16 protein-coding genes are annotated in these 17,877 nt (G+C 42.6%); 10 read left to right on the top strand and 6 right to left on the bottom strand.

Features of this window, described 5'->3' with window-relative positions:
* Window positions 1-38 precede the first annotated feature (38 nt).
* The 4 genes from gpmA to modE form a co-directional block, all read right to left on the bottom strand.
* Window positions 39-791, bottom strand: a complete 753-nt coding sequence (gpmA, locus tag ACWPW6_RS13960) for a 2,3-diphosphoglycerate-dependent phosphoglycerate mutase (protein ID WP_154624697.1) — start codon at window positions 789-791, stop codon at window positions 39-41.
* A gap of 192 nt (window positions 792-983) precedes the next feature.
* Window positions 984-1,814 carry a CPBP family intramembrane glutamic endopeptidase gene (locus tag ACWPW6_RS13955; RefSeq protein ID WP_249999210.1) on the bottom strand — a complete coding sequence of 277 codons (831 nt, stop codon included), beginning with the start codon at window positions 1,812-1,814 and terminating at the stop codon, window positions 984-986.
* Window positions 1,815-2,035: 221 nt separating this feature from the next.
* A complete protein-coding gene (gene modF / locus ACWPW6_RS13950; RefSeq protein WP_154624699.1) occupies window positions 2,036-3,520 on the bottom strand; it encodes a molybdate ABC transporter ATP-binding protein ModF in 1,485 nt (494 codons plus the stop codon).
* 295 nt (window positions 3,521-3,815) lie between these two features.
* The gene (gene modE / locus ACWPW6_RS13945) at window positions 3,816-4,607 is read right to left on the bottom strand and encodes a molybdenum-dependent transcriptional regulator (RefSeq protein ID WP_154624700.1); all 792 of its coding nucleotides are present in this window, start codon (window positions 4,605-4,607) and stop codon (window positions 3,816-3,818) included.
* Between the two features lie 213 nt (window positions 4,608-4,820).
* Between modE and ACWPW6_RS13940 the strand changes: the two genes are divergently transcribed.
* The 4 genes from ACWPW6_RS13940 to modC all read left to right on the top strand — a co-directional run bounded on the left by ACWPW6_RS13940 (window position 4,821) and on the right by modC (window position 7,782).
* Complete coding sequence (locus tag ACWPW6_RS13940) at window positions 4,821-4,970, top strand: AcrZ family multidrug efflux pump-associated protein (RefSeq protein WP_154624701.1); 150 nt, start codon at window positions 4,821-4,823, stop codon at window positions 4,968-4,970.
* 237 nt (window positions 4,971-5,207) lie between these two features.
* Window positions 5,208-5,978: a molybdate ABC transporter substrate-binding protein gene (gene modA / locus ACWPW6_RS13935; RefSeq protein ID WP_196714044.1), complete on the top strand. Its 771-nt coding sequence runs from the start codon at window positions 5,208-5,210 to the stop codon at window positions 5,976-5,978.
* A gap of 18 nt (window positions 5,979-5,996) precedes the next feature.
* The gene (gene modB, locus ACWPW6_RS13930; RefSeq protein WP_154624721.1) at window positions 5,997-6,686 is read left to right on the top strand and encodes a molybdate ABC transporter permease subunit; all 690 of its coding nucleotides are present in this window, start codon (window positions 5,997-5,999) and stop codon (window positions 6,684-6,686) included.
* A gap of 1 nt (window position 6,687) precedes the next feature.
* Entirely contained in the window at window positions 6,688-7,782 is a 1,095-nt protein-coding gene (modC, locus tag ACWPW6_RS13925; RefSeq protein WP_163862741.1) for a molybdenum ABC transporter ATP-binding protein ModC, read from the top strand.
* A gap of 119 nt (window positions 7,783-7,901) precedes the next feature.
* Here modC and ACWPW6_RS13920 read toward each other — a convergent pair whose 3' ends face one another.
* Complete coding sequence (locus tag ACWPW6_RS13920) at window positions 7,902-8,720, bottom strand: pyridoxal phosphatase (RefSeq protein WP_154624704.1); 819 nt, start codon at window positions 8,718-8,720, stop codon at window positions 7,902-7,904.
* Between the two features lie 339 nt (window positions 8,721-9,059).
* Between ACWPW6_RS13920 and pgl the strand changes: the two genes are divergently transcribed.
* Complete coding sequence (gene pgl / locus ACWPW6_RS13915) at window positions 9,060-10,046, top strand: 6-phosphogluconolactonase (protein WP_249999208.1); 987 nt, start codon at window positions 9,060-9,062, stop codon at window positions 10,044-10,046.
* 38 nt (window positions 10,047-10,084) lie between these two features.
* Here the strand turns inward: pgl and bioA are convergent, their stop codons facing one another.
* Window positions 10,085-11,356 carry an adenosylmethionine--8-amino-7-oxononanoate transaminase gene (gene bioA, locus ACWPW6_RS13910; protein ID WP_249999206.1) on the bottom strand — a complete coding sequence of 424 codons (1,272 nt, stop codon included), beginning with the start codon at window positions 11,354-11,356 and terminating at the stop codon, window positions 10,085-10,087.
* A 92-nt stretch (window positions 11,357-11,448) separates the two neighbouring features.
* On the opposite strand from bioA, the gene bioB reads away from it, so the two are divergent.
* From bioB to uvrB, 5 genes are all read left to right on the top strand, one after another.
* Window positions 11,449-12,486 carry a biotin synthase BioB gene (gene bioB / locus ACWPW6_RS13905; RefSeq protein WP_163862735.1) on the top strand — a complete coding sequence of 346 codons (1,038 nt, stop codon included), beginning with the start codon at window positions 11,449-11,451 and terminating at the stop codon, window positions 12,484-12,486.
* A complete protein-coding gene (bioF, locus tag ACWPW6_RS13900; protein WP_249999204.1) occupies window positions 12,486-13,640 on the top strand; it encodes an 8-amino-7-oxononanoate synthase in 1,155 nt (384 codons plus the stop codon). Before bioB ends, bioF begins: the two co-directional genes overlap by 1 nt.
* Window positions 13,621-14,397, top strand: a complete 777-nt coding sequence (gene bioC, locus ACWPW6_RS13895) for a malonyl-ACP O-methyltransferase BioC (protein WP_154624708.1) — start codon at window positions 13,621-13,623, stop codon at window positions 14,395-14,397. The genes bioF and bioC overlap by 20 nt, the downstream gene beginning before the upstream one ends.
* Window positions 14,390-15,076, top strand: coding sequence for a dethiobiotin synthase (gene bioD, locus ACWPW6_RS13890; RefSeq protein ID WP_247046989.1), 687 nt, complete (start codon window positions 14,390-14,392; stop codon window positions 15,074-15,076). The genes bioC and bioD overlap by 8 nt, the downstream gene beginning before the upstream one ends.
* Before the next feature lie 749 nt (window positions 15,077-15,825).
* Window positions 15,826-17,844 carry an excinuclease ABC subunit UvrB gene (gene uvrB / locus ACWPW6_RS13885; RefSeq protein WP_247046990.1) on the top strand — a complete coding sequence of 673 codons (2,019 nt, stop codon included), beginning with the start codon at window positions 15,826-15,828 and terminating at the stop codon, window positions 17,842-17,844.
* Window positions 17,845-17,877 lie beyond the last annotated feature (33 nt).

Below are 17,877 nucleotides of genomic sequence, written 5' to 3'. Positions count from 1 at the left end.
ACCCTTTAGGTTGTTGACAACGTGGGATAAAGCGTTAATTATTTCGCTTTTCCTTGGTTGGCAACCGCAGCTTGTTTAGCCGCGATTTCTTCTTGGTTACCAAGATAGTAATGCTTGATTGGTTTCATGTTTTCATCAAACTCATAAACCAAAGGGACAGCGGTTGGAATATTCAGGTTGAGAATTTCTTCTTCACCCATGTTATCCAAGTATTTTACCAGTGCACGTAGTGAGTTACCGTGAGCGGCAATAATCACTTTTTCACCTGCTGCAACACGTGGTTTGATCTCTTGCTCCCAGTAAGGAACAACACGCTCGATGGTGGTTGCTAAGCTTTCAGTCACTGGCAGTTCATCGCTTGATAGTTTTGCATAGCGTGGGTCATGACCAGGGTAACGCTCATCATCTTTAGTCAGCTCAGGAGGCGTGATTGCGAAACCACGACGCCATAATTTAACTTGCTCATCACCATATTTCGCCGCAGTTTCAGACTTATCTAGGCCTTGTAGTGCACCATAGTGACGCTCGTTCAGTTTCCAGCTTTTTTCAACAGGCAGCCATTGCTGATCAACCTGATCAAGGATATTCCATAAAGTATGGATAGCACGTTTCAGAACTGAGGTATATGCGAAATCAAAGACAAAACCTTCTTCTTTCAACTGTTGACCTGCAATTTTTGCTTCTTCACGGCCTTTGTCTGACAGTTCAACATCAGTCCAGCCAGTGAAACGGTTCTCTTTGTTCCACTCACTCTCACCGTGTCTTACCAAAACCAGTTTAGTTACAGCCATAGCTTAAACTCCTATCAGTACATTCAAATTAAAATGAATCATTGCTGACCTACATTATAGGGATAGTCAATCCGAACGCTAGTCACAACTGATGTTTTACCCAAACCAAATCAAAAAAGTGATGGTAAGCGCGTTAACTAGACAAAAATTTCGCTGATGAAGCCGCAAAATATCCTCTTCTATGCTTATTTTTCATCCAGAGACCATTTTGACTGGGTAAGTAAAAAACAATAGATGTAATAGATTTAACCCGAAGTGAAACGATACAGCAAGCCATAATTTTCCACTCCATATCCACGCTAAACCATAGATAATCCCCGCAAGGGTGGCAAAGAGGATCAATAAAGGGCCTCCAGCGGCGTGTGCTGCACCGAAAAGTAGGGCACTGAGCATGAGTGCTAGGTAGGGGGAGCCTAGCCATTGGGTGAATCGTTGTTGTAAGTAACCGCGAAAGAGCGCCTCTTCAGCGAGTGAGACAAACAACAGATTACTGATCATAAATATCGGCAGCCATGTGGGGAAATGCCATTCAACATCAATTCCTCCACTGATCGCGGCAATAATCAGTAATGCAGGAACGGCGGATATTAAAATCCACCATTGCCAAGGTTTAGCGGTTTTAAGTGGTTGAGTAGAAAATAGATTAGGCAGACAAAATAATAAAGCAACAGGCACTATTGCCTTGTCGAAATTTAAATACAGGGTAAAAGGGGCGCTTTGCTCACCGACAATAACCTTATCAAGGTATTTGAGGTTGTTAAAACCTGGGAATACATGAAGAAATAGACCAACTACAATGGCGAGCAGTGCGATTTCACTGACGATTTTGACGACTAAATGGTATTGAAAACGCCAGCGAATTATTCCAATCATAGTTATGACAAGAAGCAGTAAGATAGCTTGCCAGCTAAGGACATGAGTGAACAAGGCTATAATGACCGCAATAAAAAATAAAAATAGGGCGATAAATCGATGTGTTGCCAGTGTTGCAAGTGAAATAGCCAAGACAAGCCAGCCGGCCATAAATACTCCTAAATCGTACTGAGAATTATTGAAAGCGGCACAGTGTAATGATTTTGACTCATTTTTCGAGGCATCAATCCAATATATGGAAACAGTATTTGTACAAGTAAACGTAAATAAAGAAGTTATACATTTTTGTTTTAGAATAGGTAAGCCAATCATTAGATTAATTAAGGTCGATAAATCATCAAATCACATTATCGACCCTGATTATCATGATATTAAGCGGGATGATGCTCAACCACTTCTATGTCATAACGGTATTTGCCGTTATCGGGAATAAATTTTAGTCGATGCGTAATACAGCTAGGCGCATCTTCTTGGTGGTGGCTGACAAACAGCAGTTGTGTCGAACCTTGGTTCAGCATGATATCGATAAAGCGGAGTACTAATAAACGATTTAAGCCATCAAGCCCTTGTAGGGGTTCATCTAAAATTAACACTGTTGGGTGTTTAACAAGTGCGCGTGCAATGAGTACAAGGCGTTGTTGGCCCCATGATAAGCTATGAAAAGGTTGTTGTGCGGATTGTGCGGAAAATCCTAGTAAAGCAAGCCATTCATAAGCTAATTGTACTTGGCGATCTGAAGGTGTTTGATATAAACCAATAGAGTCGTGAAAACCTGAAATAATGACATTAATCACGCTAGTTGCGACGCGATACTCTTGGTGAATACTGTTGCTGACGTAACCAATATGGCGTTTGATATCCCAGATGGTTTCTCCCGTTCCTCGGCGACGACCAAATAAAGTTAAATCATTACTGTAGCCTTGCGGGTGATCACCTGTAATTAAGCTCAATAATGTGGATTTTCCCGCCCCGTTTTCACCAATAATTTGCCAATGTTCTTTCGGGTTAACTTGCCAGTTTAAACCGTGCAAAATAGGTTTATCGTTATAACTGACAACGCCATTGCGCAAAATAACGCGTGGCACATCGTCTGCTAATGAAATTTGTGCGGTTGGGTCTTCGATTTCAGGGATAGAGAGCTGTTTAAGGTTTTCGCTGTGTTGCAGCTGAGTGATTAGGGTGTTAGCAAGTACTGACTCACGATTTCCCGATACGCTGAGCTTGCAATCAGCTAAAACGCCCATGTTATCAATGAAATCAGGAATTTCATCAAATCGATTAAGCACTAATATAATGGTTAGCCCTTTTTCAGATAGGCTGTATAGCAACTCGCCAAGATTATTTCTTGAATAGACGTCTAGTCCATCGAAAGGTTCATCAAGCACCAATAAATCAGGTTGTGCCATTAAGGTTTGGCAGAGTAATACTTTACGGGTTTCCCCCGTAGATAAATATTTAAAGCGCCTAGAGAGTAAATCACTGATACCAAATTTTGCGGCTAATTCTAAACAATATTCATTATCTCGATGGTGGAGTTGAATAATTTCAGCGGCGGTATAGCCCGTGTCATCTTCATTTTCGCCGAGTAAGTCGGTGTTATTACGTTGCCATTCTTCATTAATAATTTTTTGCAGTTGTTCAAAAGAGAGACGAATGGGGGTGTTAAACGTATTTTCCACGATACCAGATAACGGCTTCAGTTCTCCTGATAAGGCCTTGGCAAGAGAGGATTTACCACTGCCATTAGCACCAATAAATGCCCAGTTTTCATGCTGATTAATTGTTAATTCAGGTATATCCAGTGTTTGCGTGTCATTGAGCCTAAAGCTACTGTGACGCAGAGTAATTGAAGCCATAATACTTCCTTCTTATATACCCCTCTGCTTCAAGCGGCTGCACGGTATGAATAATATTGGCTAAGCGCCCGCTCACTAGTCAGGTTGTTGTCTTTATGCCTAGTGATGCATTAACTTGCTTTTTGGCTGCCAACTCGAATTAGCTAGAGTATCGATGTTATATTTACCTATCTGTCTCCTCCACAAATAATCATGATTGCGGACAATGTCAATAATTCACTGAGAAATGAAGCATAAAAAAGATGAGGGCACTTATTTATTGAGGATGATGGTGGCAATAAATAAGTGCGTTTGATTAGCAAAGCGTTGCGATGATCACTTGATCGGCATTAAATTGGGCGGTGACATCGTCATTGATCTGGAGCTGCTGTTGATCGACTTCTTGGTTACTGAGTGTTGAACACAGGGTTTCACCGCCTAATAAGGTGACGATAACTTCGCTATTTTCGTCACCACGTTCAAGTGTTGTGATTTTACCTGCAAGTTTATTATCAAATTCGTCCGTTGCTGCTGACGGCTTAGTCAATTTCACCCAAGGTGCTTTAATTAAAGCGAGTACTTCCTTACCTTCGGCAAGGCCTAGGCGGTTGGCACTCTGTTCTGTTAAGGCGGCATTAATAACGGTTTTATTATCCGCTAACAACACTTGGACATGTTGTTGGACTTGGCTATGGTCTCTTGCAATTAAGGTACCAAAGAATTGGTTACGTGCGCTGGTTTGTAGCGAGAAGCGAGAAATAGCAGCGAGAAGGCTATCAAGGGGTAAATTGTCCTCTTTGAGAACATCGAATGCCTTTTGCTGGATTTGTGCTAGTAAATCGTAAAGTTGTAACAGCCTTTCACCATAATGAGTGAGCGTTGTTCCTCCGCCGCCTTTACCGCCTGTCGCTCTATCAACTAAAATATCATCCGCCAACTGATTCATTTCATTGATGGCATCCCAAGCACTCTTATAGCTGATCCCTGCTAATTTAGCGCCTTGGCTAATCGATCCTGTGGCTTTGATTTGTTTAAGCAGTGAAATTCGGCGAGGGTCAGCAAATAAATTTCCTTGTAGTTTTAGCGTGAGTAAGATTTCTGCCTGCATAAATATCTCCCTTCCTATTTCCTGTTAAGAACGACGCCATGAACAACGAAACTGCGACGAAAAAGCACGTTTAGTGTGTCGTTTGAAATGTAATTTGTCTACAATAGTGGCTGTTTTATCACTATTATATACGTTATTATTTAAATTCAGCTTTATTTTCCCTCGTCAGCGCATCAGTTGGCTGGTGGGCACAGTATCACTGAAGAGGCTTTAATGTTAGATATTCTAAAAAGCATGGGTTTTGCCCTGTTGATGGTTCCAGTTGTGATGTTTTTGATTATGGGGCTAATTTATGGCCTTGGGGCTTTCTTTAACCTGTTATCTAAAGCTCACGTTCCGCATCATCATTCCGAGAATAAATAATTCTCCCTCCTTATTTAAGTGTGCCTGTTTCTTGACGGATAATGTGAAGAAACAGGCTACTCAACATCCTTTCTTTGACTAATCCGATTTGAGTGTAGGCTCCCCGCATTTTGTGCCATTGACGCCAATTTTTGGTCAATTCATTGCGCTAGCACACTTTTATGCATCCTATGACTTTAAGTTATCGTTGTGTCCTGTTATATATAACGGGACAGTTAAATTTTAGGATGGATTAACATGAAAAAAAGCTTAATTAAGTTACTGGCGGGTGCCACGATAACGCTTTCAATGGCAAGCCACAGTGTTGCTGCGGAGAAGATTACCGTTTTTGCTGCCGCTTCTTTGACAAATGCGATGAATGAAATCTCTGAGCAATTTCAGAAAGAAAGCAAAGTAGAAGTGGTTTCATCTTATGCATCATCATCAACGCTTGCACGCCAAATCGAGCAAGGAGCCCCTGCAAATCTATTTATTTCTGCCGATCAACAATGGATGGATTATGCTATTGATAAGCAGTTAATGGTTGAAAATACCCGTTACACTTTATTAGGTAATGAGTTAGTGCTTATTGCACCAAAAGATTCGAAAATTGAAAAAGTCGATATCAATAAACAGACTGATTGGAAAAAACTGCTCGATGGCGGACGTCTTGCGGTAGGTGATCCTGATCATGTGCCTGTTGGGATTTATGCTAAAGAAGCGTTGAACTACTTAGGGGCATGGGATACTGTCAATCCCATGTTAGCGCGAACAAACAACGTACGCAGCGGTATGGCGCTTGTTGAACGCGATGAAGCACCTTTAGGTATCGTGTATGGTTCTGACGCCGTTGCCAGTCAAAAAGTGAAAGTTGTCGGTATCTTTCCAGCTGACTCACATAAACCCGTTGAATACCCAATGGCTATTGTGAAAGATCAAGATAATAAAGCCACTCGTGACTTTTATGAATATCTGAAAACGCCAGCGGCATCAGAGGTATTCAAACGTTACGGTTTCACTCCACGTTAAGAGATTATAGTATTGCAGATGTTAAGTGCTTATGAATGGGAAGCGATTTACCTAAGTTTAAAAGTCTCTAGTGTTGCGGTGATCTTTAGCCTACCGCTAGGGATATTAGTTGCATGGGTATTGGTTCGTTGCCATTTTCCTGGCAAAACACTGCTTGATAGTATTATTCATCTACCACTGGTATTACCGCCAGTGGTAGTGGGGTATTTACTGTTGATCAGTATGGGACGCCGTGGATTTATTGGTGAGTGGTTGTATCATTGGTTTGGGTTTAGCTTCACGTTCAGTTGGCGTGGTGCGGCTTTGGCTTCTGCTGTTGTTGCATTTCCGTTGATGGTGAGAGCCATTCGTTTAGCGCTTGAGGCTGTCGACCGTAAATTAGAACAGGCCGCTAGAACGCTAGGGGCGACACCTTTACGTGTCTTTTTCACTATCACTATTCCGCTCTCTTTACCCGGTATTATTGTGGGTACGGTATTAGCCTTTGCGCGTTCTTTAGGTGAATTTGGTGCCACGATCACTTTCGTATCAAATATTCCAGGTGAAACTCAAACGATACCATTGGCGATGTATACGCTAATTGAAACACCGGGAGCAGAAGTTGATGCTGCTCGTCTGTGTGTTATCGCGATAGTGCTCGCACTGATCTCACTATTAATTTCAGAATGGCTAACCCGTTGGGGTAAAAAGCGATTAGGGGTAGCCTGATATGTTACAACTTGATTTTTCACAGACACTGGGTGATTTACAGCTTGAAGTGAACACTGAGTTACCCACAGAAAGCATAACGGCAGTATTTGGCTTGTCTGGTGCGGGGAAAACCTCCTTGATCAATGTCATTGGGGGGCTAACCAAGCCGAATCGTGGGCGTATTGTGCTTAATGGGCGCACATTGGTGGATATGGAAAAAGGGATCTGCTTACCACCTGAACAGCGACATATAGGCTATGTGTTTCAAGATGCTCGGCTTTTTCCACATTATCGCGTAAAAAACAACCTACGTTACGGGATGGCGCCAGAGATGAAAGGGCGTTTTGATGAAATCGTGGGTTTGTTAGGGATCGAAAAATTACTGAATCGTTTTCCAATTACGCTATCGGGGGGGGAAAAACAGCGTGTTGCGATTGGTCGTGCGTTGTTAACAGCCCCTGAAATTTTATTAATGGATGAGCCTTTGGCTTCTCTTGATCTACCGCGTAAACGTGAATTATTACCGTATTTGGAAAGGCTTTCTCAGGATGTCAAAATCCCGATTTTGTATGTGAGCCATAGCCTTGATGAAATTTTACGTTTAGCTGATAAAGTGATTGTGATGGCGCAAGGGAAAGTAAAAGCTTTCGGCCCGTTAGAAGAGGTATGGGCAAGTAGTGCATTACGTCCTTGGTTGCAGCAAGAAACATTAAGTAGTGTGCTGAATGTGATCTGCCATGGTCACCATCCTGATTATGCAATGACCGCCGTGACGGTAGGTCACCAAAAACTGTGGATCCCACGTATTGATACTCAAAAAGACCACATGTTACGTTTACGCATTGATGCCTCAGATGTCTCGTTGGTGTTAGAAAAACCTCAAGTGAGCAGTATTCGTAATATTTTATCTGCGGAGGTTGTTGAGTGGATAGAAGATGGTGAACAGGTCGACGTGAAGTTAGATTTAGGGGATCAGCACTATTTATGGGCGCGAATTACTCGCTGGGCGCGCGATGAGCTTTCTATCCGCAAAGGGCGGAAAGTTTATGCTCAAGTGAAGAGTGTTTCGCTCAGCCGGCAGATTACGCTTCATACTCCAAGCCCCAAGTCATAGTATTGTTGGTGCTGAACACGGATCCTAGCCATAGATTTCTCAGGATCCGCGCCATTGCAACCTAGTGAAAACTTAACGTATTTTGAGTGATCACTTTATTATTATTTTCTTGATGGGAATTACAAAACATACTTGCGGATCACTTCGGCAATGCCCGGTTGGGTATTATCGCGAGTGACCAGCTTGGCTTGTTGTTTGATTTCATCGACCGCATTGCCCATTGCAACACCTAGACCAGCAGTCGTTAGCATACTTAAGTCATTGAAGTTATCGCCAAAAGCAACTACATCATCCATGGTCATGCCTTGTGATTCAACCCATTGTTTGAGACGTAGGCCCTTGCTGTTTCCTTTACGCCCAATATCAACCTGATCAACCCAGGACCATTCACACTCCAAACCGAAATCAGTTTCAATGCCATGGACAACTTCTTTAAGCTGATCCAGATTTTCGGAGCTCACCGCAAATTTCCAGATCGATTGATAATCGTGCATGACATCAGCATAATTTTCGACAAATTGAATATTTGGACGCTGTGCTTCTGGCAAGGTTTCTGCCCAGCTAAGGGTTCTTTTGATCCCTTCAGTCGGCGCGTTATACAACATTGCATCATCAACATACATTAAATGTTGAATATCCGTATCACGTAGTCTTTCTATCATTTGTGTTGCTGACTCTAATGTCATTGGATCAGAGGCAAGAACCTTTTTACCTAAATAGTCATAAAGGTAAGTTCCGTTACAACAAATCGCTGGAGTATCAAGATTAAGAGCTTGATAGAAAGGGTGAATAGCAACATGATGGCGTCCAGTCACAATCAGTACTTTGACGCCTTGACGGCGTGCTTCATTCAAAGCAGCTAGAGATTCAGGTAAAATCTTCTTTTGAGGATCAAGTAGTGTTCCATCGAGATCGAGCGCAATAACGCGGTATGACATAAACGGCTCCACGTGATTTGAGGTTACATATGCCATGGTTTAATGGCGATATGGTGGTTTTGACGTCGGAGGCTGAACAGAAAGGGAAATCTGATTAGCCTGATAATAATCTAGGTTGAGTATAATTTACCATCTTAGCGGATATTCGAGATTAACTAAAGTGGCGTATTGACGAATCGAGTCAAGTTATTGGTAATCCACTGTTTTAGTCATATTACGACAAATTAATAACTTGATATCGTTAAAAAAGCGTTATTAATTGTTATTCGCTAGTGTATCTAGAGATTAACCGTCATAATGACAAAATAGCGCTTTATCATGAAACACAAAGGAGACAGGATGAATCAGGTTGTCTATATTGCTAGCCCCGAAAGCCATCAGATCCACGTTTGGTCTATGAACGAAGTCGGTGAACTTACTTTGTTGCAGACTGTGACGACGCCAGGCCAAGTACAGCCAATGGTATTAAGCCATGATAAAAAACATCTTTATATTGGGGTAAGACCCAACTTTCGCGTCATCACTTACCGTATAGAAGATAACGGCACATTAAGTTTCAAAGCGGAAACCTCAATTCCAAGTACACCAGTACATTTATCATTGGATAACACAGGTAAGTATCTGTTTGTGCCGTCGTACCATCAACACAATTTGGCGGTATTACCAATAAACAACGCAGGTGTGCCGCAAACGGCGATCCAAGTTATTGAAGGGTTACGTAACCCGCACTCTTCACATGTTGATGCAGACAATCAGCAATTATGGGTACCTTGTTTAGGGGAAGATCATATCCGTTTATTTGATCTACATGCTGACGGTTATTTAACGGAAGCCTCTGCTGATCAAATTAGTGCTGCACAAGGTGCAGGGCCTCGCCATTTGGCTTTCCACCCTCAGCATAAAGTGATTTATTGTGTTAATGAATTGGATTCGACGATTAATGTCTACCATAAATTTACACGCTATCGTCAAACGCAACATATCAATGTCTATCCACAAGGCAGTGACAGCCAACGCTGGGCCGCAGATATTCATATTACGCCAGATGGTCGTCATCTCTATGCGAGTGAGCGTTCAGATAGTTATATTAGTCACTTCCTGGTTTCTGATGATGGCCGTGAATTAACCTTTGCGGGCACTTATCCAACTGAAGAGCAGCCTCGTGGATTTAATATCGATGCGACGGGACGATTTTTGATTTCGAGTGGACAAAAGTCCGACAGTATTTCGGTCAGTGAAATCGACCCAATTACCGGTAAGCTCACACAAATTGGCCGCTACCCAGTAGGAAAAGGCCCTATGTGGGTAACGGTACTTGCACGCTAAATTGCATGAAAAGATCCCTTTACAAATAAAGGGATCTTTTACCCTTCGATCACTTTTCTTATTGCCCCTGTCACTTTACTCAGTTGTTCTGGTGAGATGATATAAGGTGGCATGACATAAATGAGCCGCCCAAACGGCCGGATCCATACCCCCTCAGTAACAAATTTTTTCTGTAGCTCAGCAGTATTGACAGACTGGTGCATCTCAACGACGCCAATCGCACCTAAAACGCGAACTTGCTTAACATCGGCATGGTGGGCAAGTGGTGTAAGTTCTTGAAAAAGTTGTTGTTCAATATTGACGATGGTTTGCTGCCATGGGCTTTCACGCAATAATTGCAGACTCGCGTTGGCAACTGCGCAAGCTAAGGGATTCCCCATAAAGGTTGGCCCATGCATAAAGCATCCCGCTTCACCGTCACTAATCGTTTCTGCTACGTGACGAGTGGTTAAGGTTGCTGAAAGTGTCATATAGCCGCCAGTCAAAGCCTTTCCTAAACACATAATATCAGGGGAAATATTAGCATGGTCACAAGCAAATAATGCCCCAGTACGGCCAAAACCGGTGGCGATTTCATCCGCAATCAATAAGATCCCGTAGTAGTCACAAAGCTCGCGAACGCCTTTCAGATATTGAGGATGATAAATACGCATCCCACCAGCACCTTGAACAATCGGTTCTAGTATTATCGCCGCAATGTGTCGATGGTTCGCTGCCAATGCTTGCTTTATCGGTAATAAGTCATCATCATCCCATTGGTCATGAAAACCACATTGGGGGGCTGTGACAAAAATATGCGGAGGTAAATAACCTTTGTAGAGGCCATGCATAGAGTTGTCAGGATCACACACCGCCATCGCACCGAAGGTATCCCCATGATAACCATGACGTAACGTCAAAATACGCTGACGTTTTTCTCCTTTCGCTTGCCAGTATTGAAGCGCCATTTTTAGTGCAACTTCTACGGCCACTGAACCTGAATCAGCAAGAAAAACACATTCTAAAGGTTCAGGTGTGATGTCAACGAGTTGACGGCATAGATTGACGGCTGGGGGATGCGTAATACCACCAAACATCACATGAGACATTTTTTGCAGTTGTTCTGTTGCTGCTTGGTTGAGCACAGGGTGATTGTAGCCGTGGATCGCAGCCCACCAAGAAGACATACCATCAACCAGTTTTTTTCCATCAGCCATAATGAGTTCTGCCCCTCTCGCCTCAACAATAGGATAGGCTGGGATTGGCTGGCTCATCGAGGTGTAGGGATGCCAAATATGTTTAGCATCGAAAGCAATATCTGAATTGTCCATTTATTTTATCGTCAACTTATTTTATTAAATTTGGTTGACATGATAACCGCAATATTTAAACTGGCAACGACTTTTTACGATGGAGAACTGCCGTGAGCGAATTAAAAAAGTGGACAACTAAACAGGCTAATGAATTGTTTTCTATGCCTTTCTTTGAACTTCTATTTCAAGCTCAGCAAGTGCATCGACAGCATTTTGATCCACAGCAGGTGCAAGTGAGTACTTTACTGTCGATCAAAACGGGCGCTTGCCCTGAAGATTGTAAATATTGTGCGCAAAGTGCTCGCTATAAAACAGGTTTAGAAACCGAACGTTTAATGGAAGTACAGCAAGTTCTTGAATCAGCAAAAAAAGCTAAGCAAGCAGGATCAACACGTTTTTGCATGGGGGCCGCTTGGCGTAACCCGCGTGAAAGAGATATGCCTTATCTTGAAATGATGGTGAAAGAGGTAAAATCTCTTGGCATGGAAACATGTATGACATTGGGCATGATTGACGATCATCAGGCTCAACGCCTCGCGCAAGCAGGCCTCGATTACTACAATCATAACCTTGATACCTCACCAGAATACTATGGCAACATTATTACCACGAGAACTTATCAAGACCGCTTAGATACCCTAGACAATGTACGTAATGCCGGCATTAAAGTTTGTTCTGGTGGAATTTTAGGTTTAGGAGAAAAAATTAGCGATCGGGCTGCATTATTAGTACAGCTTGCCAATTTACCTAAGCCGCCTGAAAGTGTGCCGATCAACATGTTGATGAAGGTTGAAGGGACGCCAATGGCTGATAACGACGATGTCGATCCATTTGATTTCATTCGAACTATTGCGGTTGCACGTATTATGATGCCAACCTCTTATGTACGCTTATCTGCTGGGCGTGAATACATGAATGAGCAAACTCAAGCATTGTGTTTTATGGCAGGAGCGAATTCAGTATTTTATGGTTGTAAGTTACTCACGACACCAAACCCAGATGAAAATAAAGATTTAGCACTATTCAGAAAATTGAATATTAACCCTGAACGTATTGAGGTTAATGAAGGCGACAATCAACAAGCCGCGCATTTAGCGGAAAAAATCCTTACCGCAGACAACCAACAGTTTTACAATGCGGCGATCTAATGAGCTGGCAATCTTTTATTCAAGCAGAGTTAAAACAGCGCCAGCAGAATGCGATTTGGCGCAAACGAACCTGTGTTGAGCATAATACGGGGCGTGAATTGCAGGTTGATGGCCATCAGTACCTGAATTTTTCAGGCAACGATTATTTAGGCCTAAGTCACCATCCCAAAGTCATTGAGGCTTGGCAGCAAGGCGCTGCTCAATATGGCACAGGCAGCGGTGGTTCAGGGCATGTTACAGGGTTCTCTCGTGCCCATTACCAGCTAGAAAATGCGCTGTCTGAATGGTTAGGCTATCCGAGAGCACTGCTCTTTATCTCTGGTTTTGCGGCAAATCAAGCGGTAATCACCGCTTTGATGACCCAAGATGACCGCATTTTAGCCGATAAACTTAGCCATGCATCGATCCTTGAAGCAGCAATGTTATCTCGCGCTACTTTACGGCGTTTTACCCACAATAACCCGCTATCACTAGAAAAATTGCTCGCTCCTCCAGCAAAAGGGAAAACGCTTGTCATTACTGAAGGTGTTTTTAGTATGGACGGTGACTGTGCGCCACTCGCTGAATTGCAGCGGATTGCCACACAGCATAATGCATGGCTTATGGTGGATGATGCACATGGTATTGGCGTGCGAGGGCGAGAAGGGCGCGGTAGTTGTGATGTTGATGGTATTAAACCCGAACTGCTGATTGTCACCTTCGGCAAAGCTTTTGGTTTGAGTGGTGCCGCGGTTTTGTGTGATGAAGCTACCGCAGATTATTTTATCCAAGCAGCTCGCCATCTTATTTATAGTACATCAATGCCACCGGCTCAGGCTATTGCACTATCAGCGGCTCTACAACAGATCCGTAACGCTGATGACGAGAGGGAACGGCTTAATCAGCATATTGCGTATTTTAGAAAAAATCGTCAGTTGAGTGGTATGCAATTAGCGAATTCATCGATGGCAATCCAACCGCTCATTGTTGGTGATAATGATGACAGTATTCAGCTTTCTAATTATCTTCGGCAAAAAGGGCTCTGGGTGCAAGCGATCCGCCCGCCTACTGTCCCGCCCGGAAGTGCACGATTACGCATTACTCTGAGTGCGGCTCATCGCCAACAAGATATAGACCAACTGTTGGAGGCGCTACATGGTTTTGCCATTAAGTGATGAAAAGCAAAAAATTGCCTCTGCGTTTGGTAAAGCGGCAAAGCGCTATGATTCGATAGCGTATTATCAGCAAAACAGCGGTCACCAATTATTGGATTTATTAGCCTCAGCGCAGGTAAATTTAAGTGATAAAAAAGTGATTGATGTTGGCTGTGGAACGGGATTTTTCAGCCAAATTATCAAAAGACAAGGCGCTGAAGTCACCGCATTAGATTTGTCATTAGGCATGTTAGAGGTTGCTCGCGATAAAAAGGCCGCTGCACAATATATTTGTGCAGATATGGAATTACTGCCTTTTGCCGACCAAACCTTCGATATCGTTTTTTCTAATTTAGCGATCCAGTGGTGCTCAAACTTATCACAAGCGTTAACGGAATTACATCGAGTGACCAAAAGTGGGGGCGTTATTGTATTTACGACTCTTGCAAAAGGCTCACTGTCTGAATTATCACAAGCTTGGGCTAAGTTAGATGGCTATTCACATGTGAATGAGTTTTTGAGCTTTGAGCAGATTACGGCGAGCTGCCAGCCATGGAAGCATCAATTACTGCTTCAGCCCGATAAACTGTATTTTCCTGATTTAGCTCGCTTGTTGAATTCATTAAAAGGGATAGGCGCGACGCATCTTACGGCAGGACGCCAAGGTGGATTGATGACAAGGCAACGATTACAGCAACTCACACATGCCTACCCAGCGTCAGTGAACGGCCTAGAACTGACTTATCAAACTGTATTTGGAATAATTTATCGTGATTAAAACCTTTTTTGTGACTGGCACCGATACTGAAGTCGGCAAAACGGTAGCCAGTTGTGCATTGCTACAAGCCGCTAATCAATTAGGTTATCAAACTGCGGGTTATAAGCCTGTCGCTTCAGGTAGCGAGCAGACGGCACAAGGGCTACGCAATAGTGATGCACTCTTTTTACAGGCAAACAGTACACTGCCATTAACTTACCAAGAAGTGAATCCGATTGTATTTGAAGCACCAACGTCTCCGCATATTATTAGTGAAAAAGTCGGGCAACCAATCGCGTTTTCGGTGATGACTGATGGATTAAAACAGTTGCAATCAAAAGCCCAATGGGTGTTAGTTGAAGGGGCTGGCGGTTGGTATACGCCACTATCAGCACATCACAGTTATGCCGATTGGGTGGTTGAGCAACAATTGCCTGTGATCATGGTTGTTGGTATCAAGTTAGGCTGTATTAATCATGCGTTGTTAACAGCGCAGGCCATCGCGCAATCAGGACTAAAATTGGTGGGGTGGATAGCTAATGAGGTCGAGCCAGCAGGAACCTATCAAGCAGAATATTTAGAGACGTTACACCGCACGATCAATGCCCCATGTCTTGGTACAATTCCCTATCAAAATAGCGATACATTTTTGGATGTTGGTCAGTATATTGATGTGAGACGGTTGCTGACAGCGTTGTGATGAGTGCTAAAGAGTGAGAATATTTAAATGCCAAAAAATCCACAATAAAGTGGATTTTTTGTTTTGCAGTGTTCGCAGGTATTGTTGGAAACATACTGACGAACACCAGTTGTTTCGCCATGACACTTGCATGTTCCGTGTTGCCATTAAAGCATGACATGTTCTATCTCATGGATCTTACTGAATAATTTTTTATGTTTCTGTTTGTGCAGTGTAAAAAGTGATTCTGGATCGTTAATCCGCCATTTTTGTCAACTCTGATCCTGTAAACCAGAATAAATATTGTTTTTGTGATAAATTCTGCGTAAAAAAATTTTCACTGAATTGCCATTTTTCTGTCATTTATTTGGTCTATGTGGTTTTTAGAGTAGAACGGAAACGCACTATCTTAAAGGGATTGCAGAGTTATCCACTATTTCTGTGGATAACCTTGTGAATTAGATCTAAAAAAACAACCGTATCCAAGGTGACAAGCGGCTTTGCCTTTATTTGATGTGATTTCAGACTCATAAATAATCGTATTGAAATACAATAAGTTAAATAAAATCAATACGCAATTTTTTATTTGAGATAAGAGCAGAAATGGCATCAGCATAAAATATATAAATAACGTTAGGTCAAGTAAAATTTTGGGGATAACCTAACGCTATCCACAATAAAATTTGTGCTAGAGAAATTTTAAATTCAGTACTTGAAGCTGGTTTTTTATCCAGTATTATAAGGGAATGATCGTTTAAGAGGCGTGGGTAATGAGTAAAGTATTTAAATTGTATTCTGATTTTCAACCAGGAGGAGACCAACCAGAAGCCATTCGTCGGCTTTCTGAAGGGTTGGAAGATGGCCTAGCTCATCAAACCTTACTTGGTGTAACGGGTTCAGGTAAAACCTTTACTATTGCCAATGTGATTGCCAAAGAAAACCGTCCAACCATGTTGATGGCACACAACAAGACGTTGGCTGCACAATTGTATAGCGAAATGAAAGCTTTCTTCCCTGATAATGCAGTTGAATATTTCGTTTCTTATTATGATTATTATCAGCCTGAAGCTTATGTTCCGAGTTCAGACACTTTTATTGAAAAAGATGCCTCTGTTAACGAGCATATTGAACAAATGCGTTTGTCAGCCACAAAGGCCTTACTGGAACGACGTGATGTGATTGTTGTGGCTTCTGTTTCTGCCATCTATGGTCTTGGTGATCCGGATAGCTATTTAAAAATGATGTTGCATCTAACCGATGGCATGATTATCGATCAACGCGCTATTTTGCGCCGCTTAGCGGATCTACAATATACACGTAATGATCAAGCTTTTACTCGGGGAACATTTCGCGTACGCGGTGAAGTTATCGATATCTTCCCCGCGGAATCAGATGAATATGCGCTACGGGTTGAATTATTTGATGAAGAAGTTGAGCGGCTATCTTTATTTGATCCTCTGACAGGCCAGATCCAACATCGTGTGCCTCGTTTTACCGTTTACCCTAAAACCCACTATGTCACTCCTAGAGATCGGATCTTAGAAGCGATGGAGCAAATCAAGGTGGAGCTGGCTGATAGACGTAAAGTGCTACTCGAAAATAATAAACTTTTAGAAGAGCAACGCATTACCCAGCGAACTCAGTTCGATCTTGAAATGATGAATGAACTTGGCTATTGCTCTGGGATTGAAAACTATTCACGCTATTTATCTGGTCGAGCTCCCGGAGAACCACCTCCAACCTTATTTGATTATCTTCCCGCAGATGGCCTATTGGTGGTGGATGAATCTCACGTCACCATTCCACAAATTGGTGCTATGTATAAGGGAGACCGTTCTCGTAAAGAAACGTTGGTAGAATATGGTTTCCGTTTACCTTCTGCACTGGATAACCGGCCAATGCGCTTTGAAGAGTTTGAAGCGTTGGCGCCACAAACGATTTATGTCTCAGCAACACCGGGTAACTACGAGATAGAAAAATCGGGCTCTGAAGTGATAGAGCAGGTGGTTAGGCCAACAGGTTTATTGGATCCCATTATTGAGGTGCGTCCAGTCGCGACTCAAGTTGATGATTTACTTTCCGAAATTCGCATACGCGCCCAGAAAAATGAACGTGTGTTGGTCACCACACTGACAAAACGGATGGCTGAAGATTTAACAGAATACCTTGAAGAGCATGGGGAGCGCGTTCGCTACCTTCACTCTGATATTGATACAGTTGAACGTGTTGAAATTATTCGTGATTTACGGCTTGGTGAATTTGATGTTTTAGTCGGGATCAACTTGCTTAGAGAAGGTCTTGATATGCCAGAGGTCTCACTAGTGGCGATTTTGGACGCGGATAAAGAAGGCTTTTTACGTTCAGAGCGCTCATTGATTCAGACAATAGGACGCGCTGCTCGTAACTTAAATGGTAAAGCGATTTTGTATGGCGATAAAATTACCAATTCGATGGAAAAAGCCATCAAAGAAACGGAACGACGCCGAGCTAAGCAGATCGCCTTTAACGAACAGCATGGTATTGTTCCTCAAGGGCTGAATAAAAAAGTCGGCGATATTCTACAAATCGGCCACAAAGTGGGCGGAAAATCGAAAGGGCGCAATAAAGAGAATACGAAAATTGAGCATCGCGATGATATCCAATTGCTATCAACAAAAGAATTGGAGCAACGTATTTCACAGCTTGAGGCTCAGATGTATAAACATGCTCAAGACTTGGAATTTGAAGCGGCTGCAAATGTTCGCGATCAATTACAAGAACTCAGAGAACGTTTTATTGCTAATTCATGATGAGATAACGTTAACCACGAGATGCCTTTCTCG

The organism is Providencia sp. Marseille-Q8014, assembly GCF_965112055.1.
Note: the sequence above shows the minus strand (reverse complement) of the source record. Positions and strands in the feature narration are given on the sequence as shown.

What these genes read in the sequence shown, in the direction of transcription:
- pgl (WP_249999208.1), top strand. Translation starts at nt 9,060, where the DNA reads ATGAATCAGGTTGTCTATATTGCTAGCCCCGAAAGCCATCAGATCCAC.
- ACWPW6_RS13940 (WP_154624701.1), top strand. Translation starts at nt 4,821, where the DNA reads ATGTTAGATATTCTAAAAAGCATGGGTTTTGCCCTGTTGATGGTTCCA.
- bioA (WP_249999206.1), bottom strand. Translation starts at nt 11,356, where the DNA reads ATGGACAATTCAGATATTGCTTTCGATGCTAAACATATTTGGCATCCC.
- bioF (WP_249999204.1), top strand. Translation starts at nt 12,486, where the DNA reads ATGAGCTGGCAATCTTTTATTCAAGCAGAGTTAAAACAGCGCCAGCAG.
- modB (WP_154624721.1), top strand. Translation starts at nt 5,997, where the DNA reads ATGTTAAGTGCTTATGAATGGGAAGCGATTTACCTAAGTTTAAAAGTC.
- ACWPW6_RS13955 (WP_249999210.1), bottom strand. Translation starts at nt 1,814, where the DNA reads ATGGCCGGCTGGCTTGTCTTGGCTATTTCACTTGCAACACTGGCAACA.
- gpmA (WP_154624697.1), bottom strand. Translation starts at nt 791, where the DNA reads ATGGCTGTAACTAAACTGGTTTTGGTAAGACACGGTGAGAGTGAGTGG.
- bioC (WP_154624708.1), top strand. Translation starts at nt 13,621, where the DNA reads ATGGTTTTGCCATTAAGTGATGAAAAGCAAAAAATTGCCTCTGCGTTT.
- uvrB (WP_247046990.1), top strand. Translation starts at nt 15,826, where the DNA reads ATGAGTAAAGTATTTAAATTGTATTCTGATTTTCAACCAGGAGGAGAC.
- modC (WP_163862741.1), top strand. Translation starts at nt 6,688, where the DNA reads ATGTTACAACTTGATTTTTCACAGACACTGGGTGATTTACAGCTTGAA.
- modE (WP_154624700.1), bottom strand. Translation starts at nt 4,607, where the DNA reads ATGCAGGCAGAAATCTTACTCACGCTAAAACTACAAGGAAATTTATTT.
- ACWPW6_RS13920 (WP_154624704.1), bottom strand. Translation starts at nt 8,720, where the DNA reads ATGTCATACCGCGTTATTGCGCTCGATCTCGATGGAACACTACTTGAT.
- modA (WP_196714044.1), top strand. Translation starts at nt 5,208, where the DNA reads ATGAAAAAAAGCTTAATTAAGTTACTGGCGGGTGCCACGATAACGCTT.
- modF (WP_154624699.1), bottom strand. Translation starts at nt 3,520, where the DNA reads ATGGCTTCAATTACTCTGCGTCACAGTAGCTTTAGGCTCAATGACACG.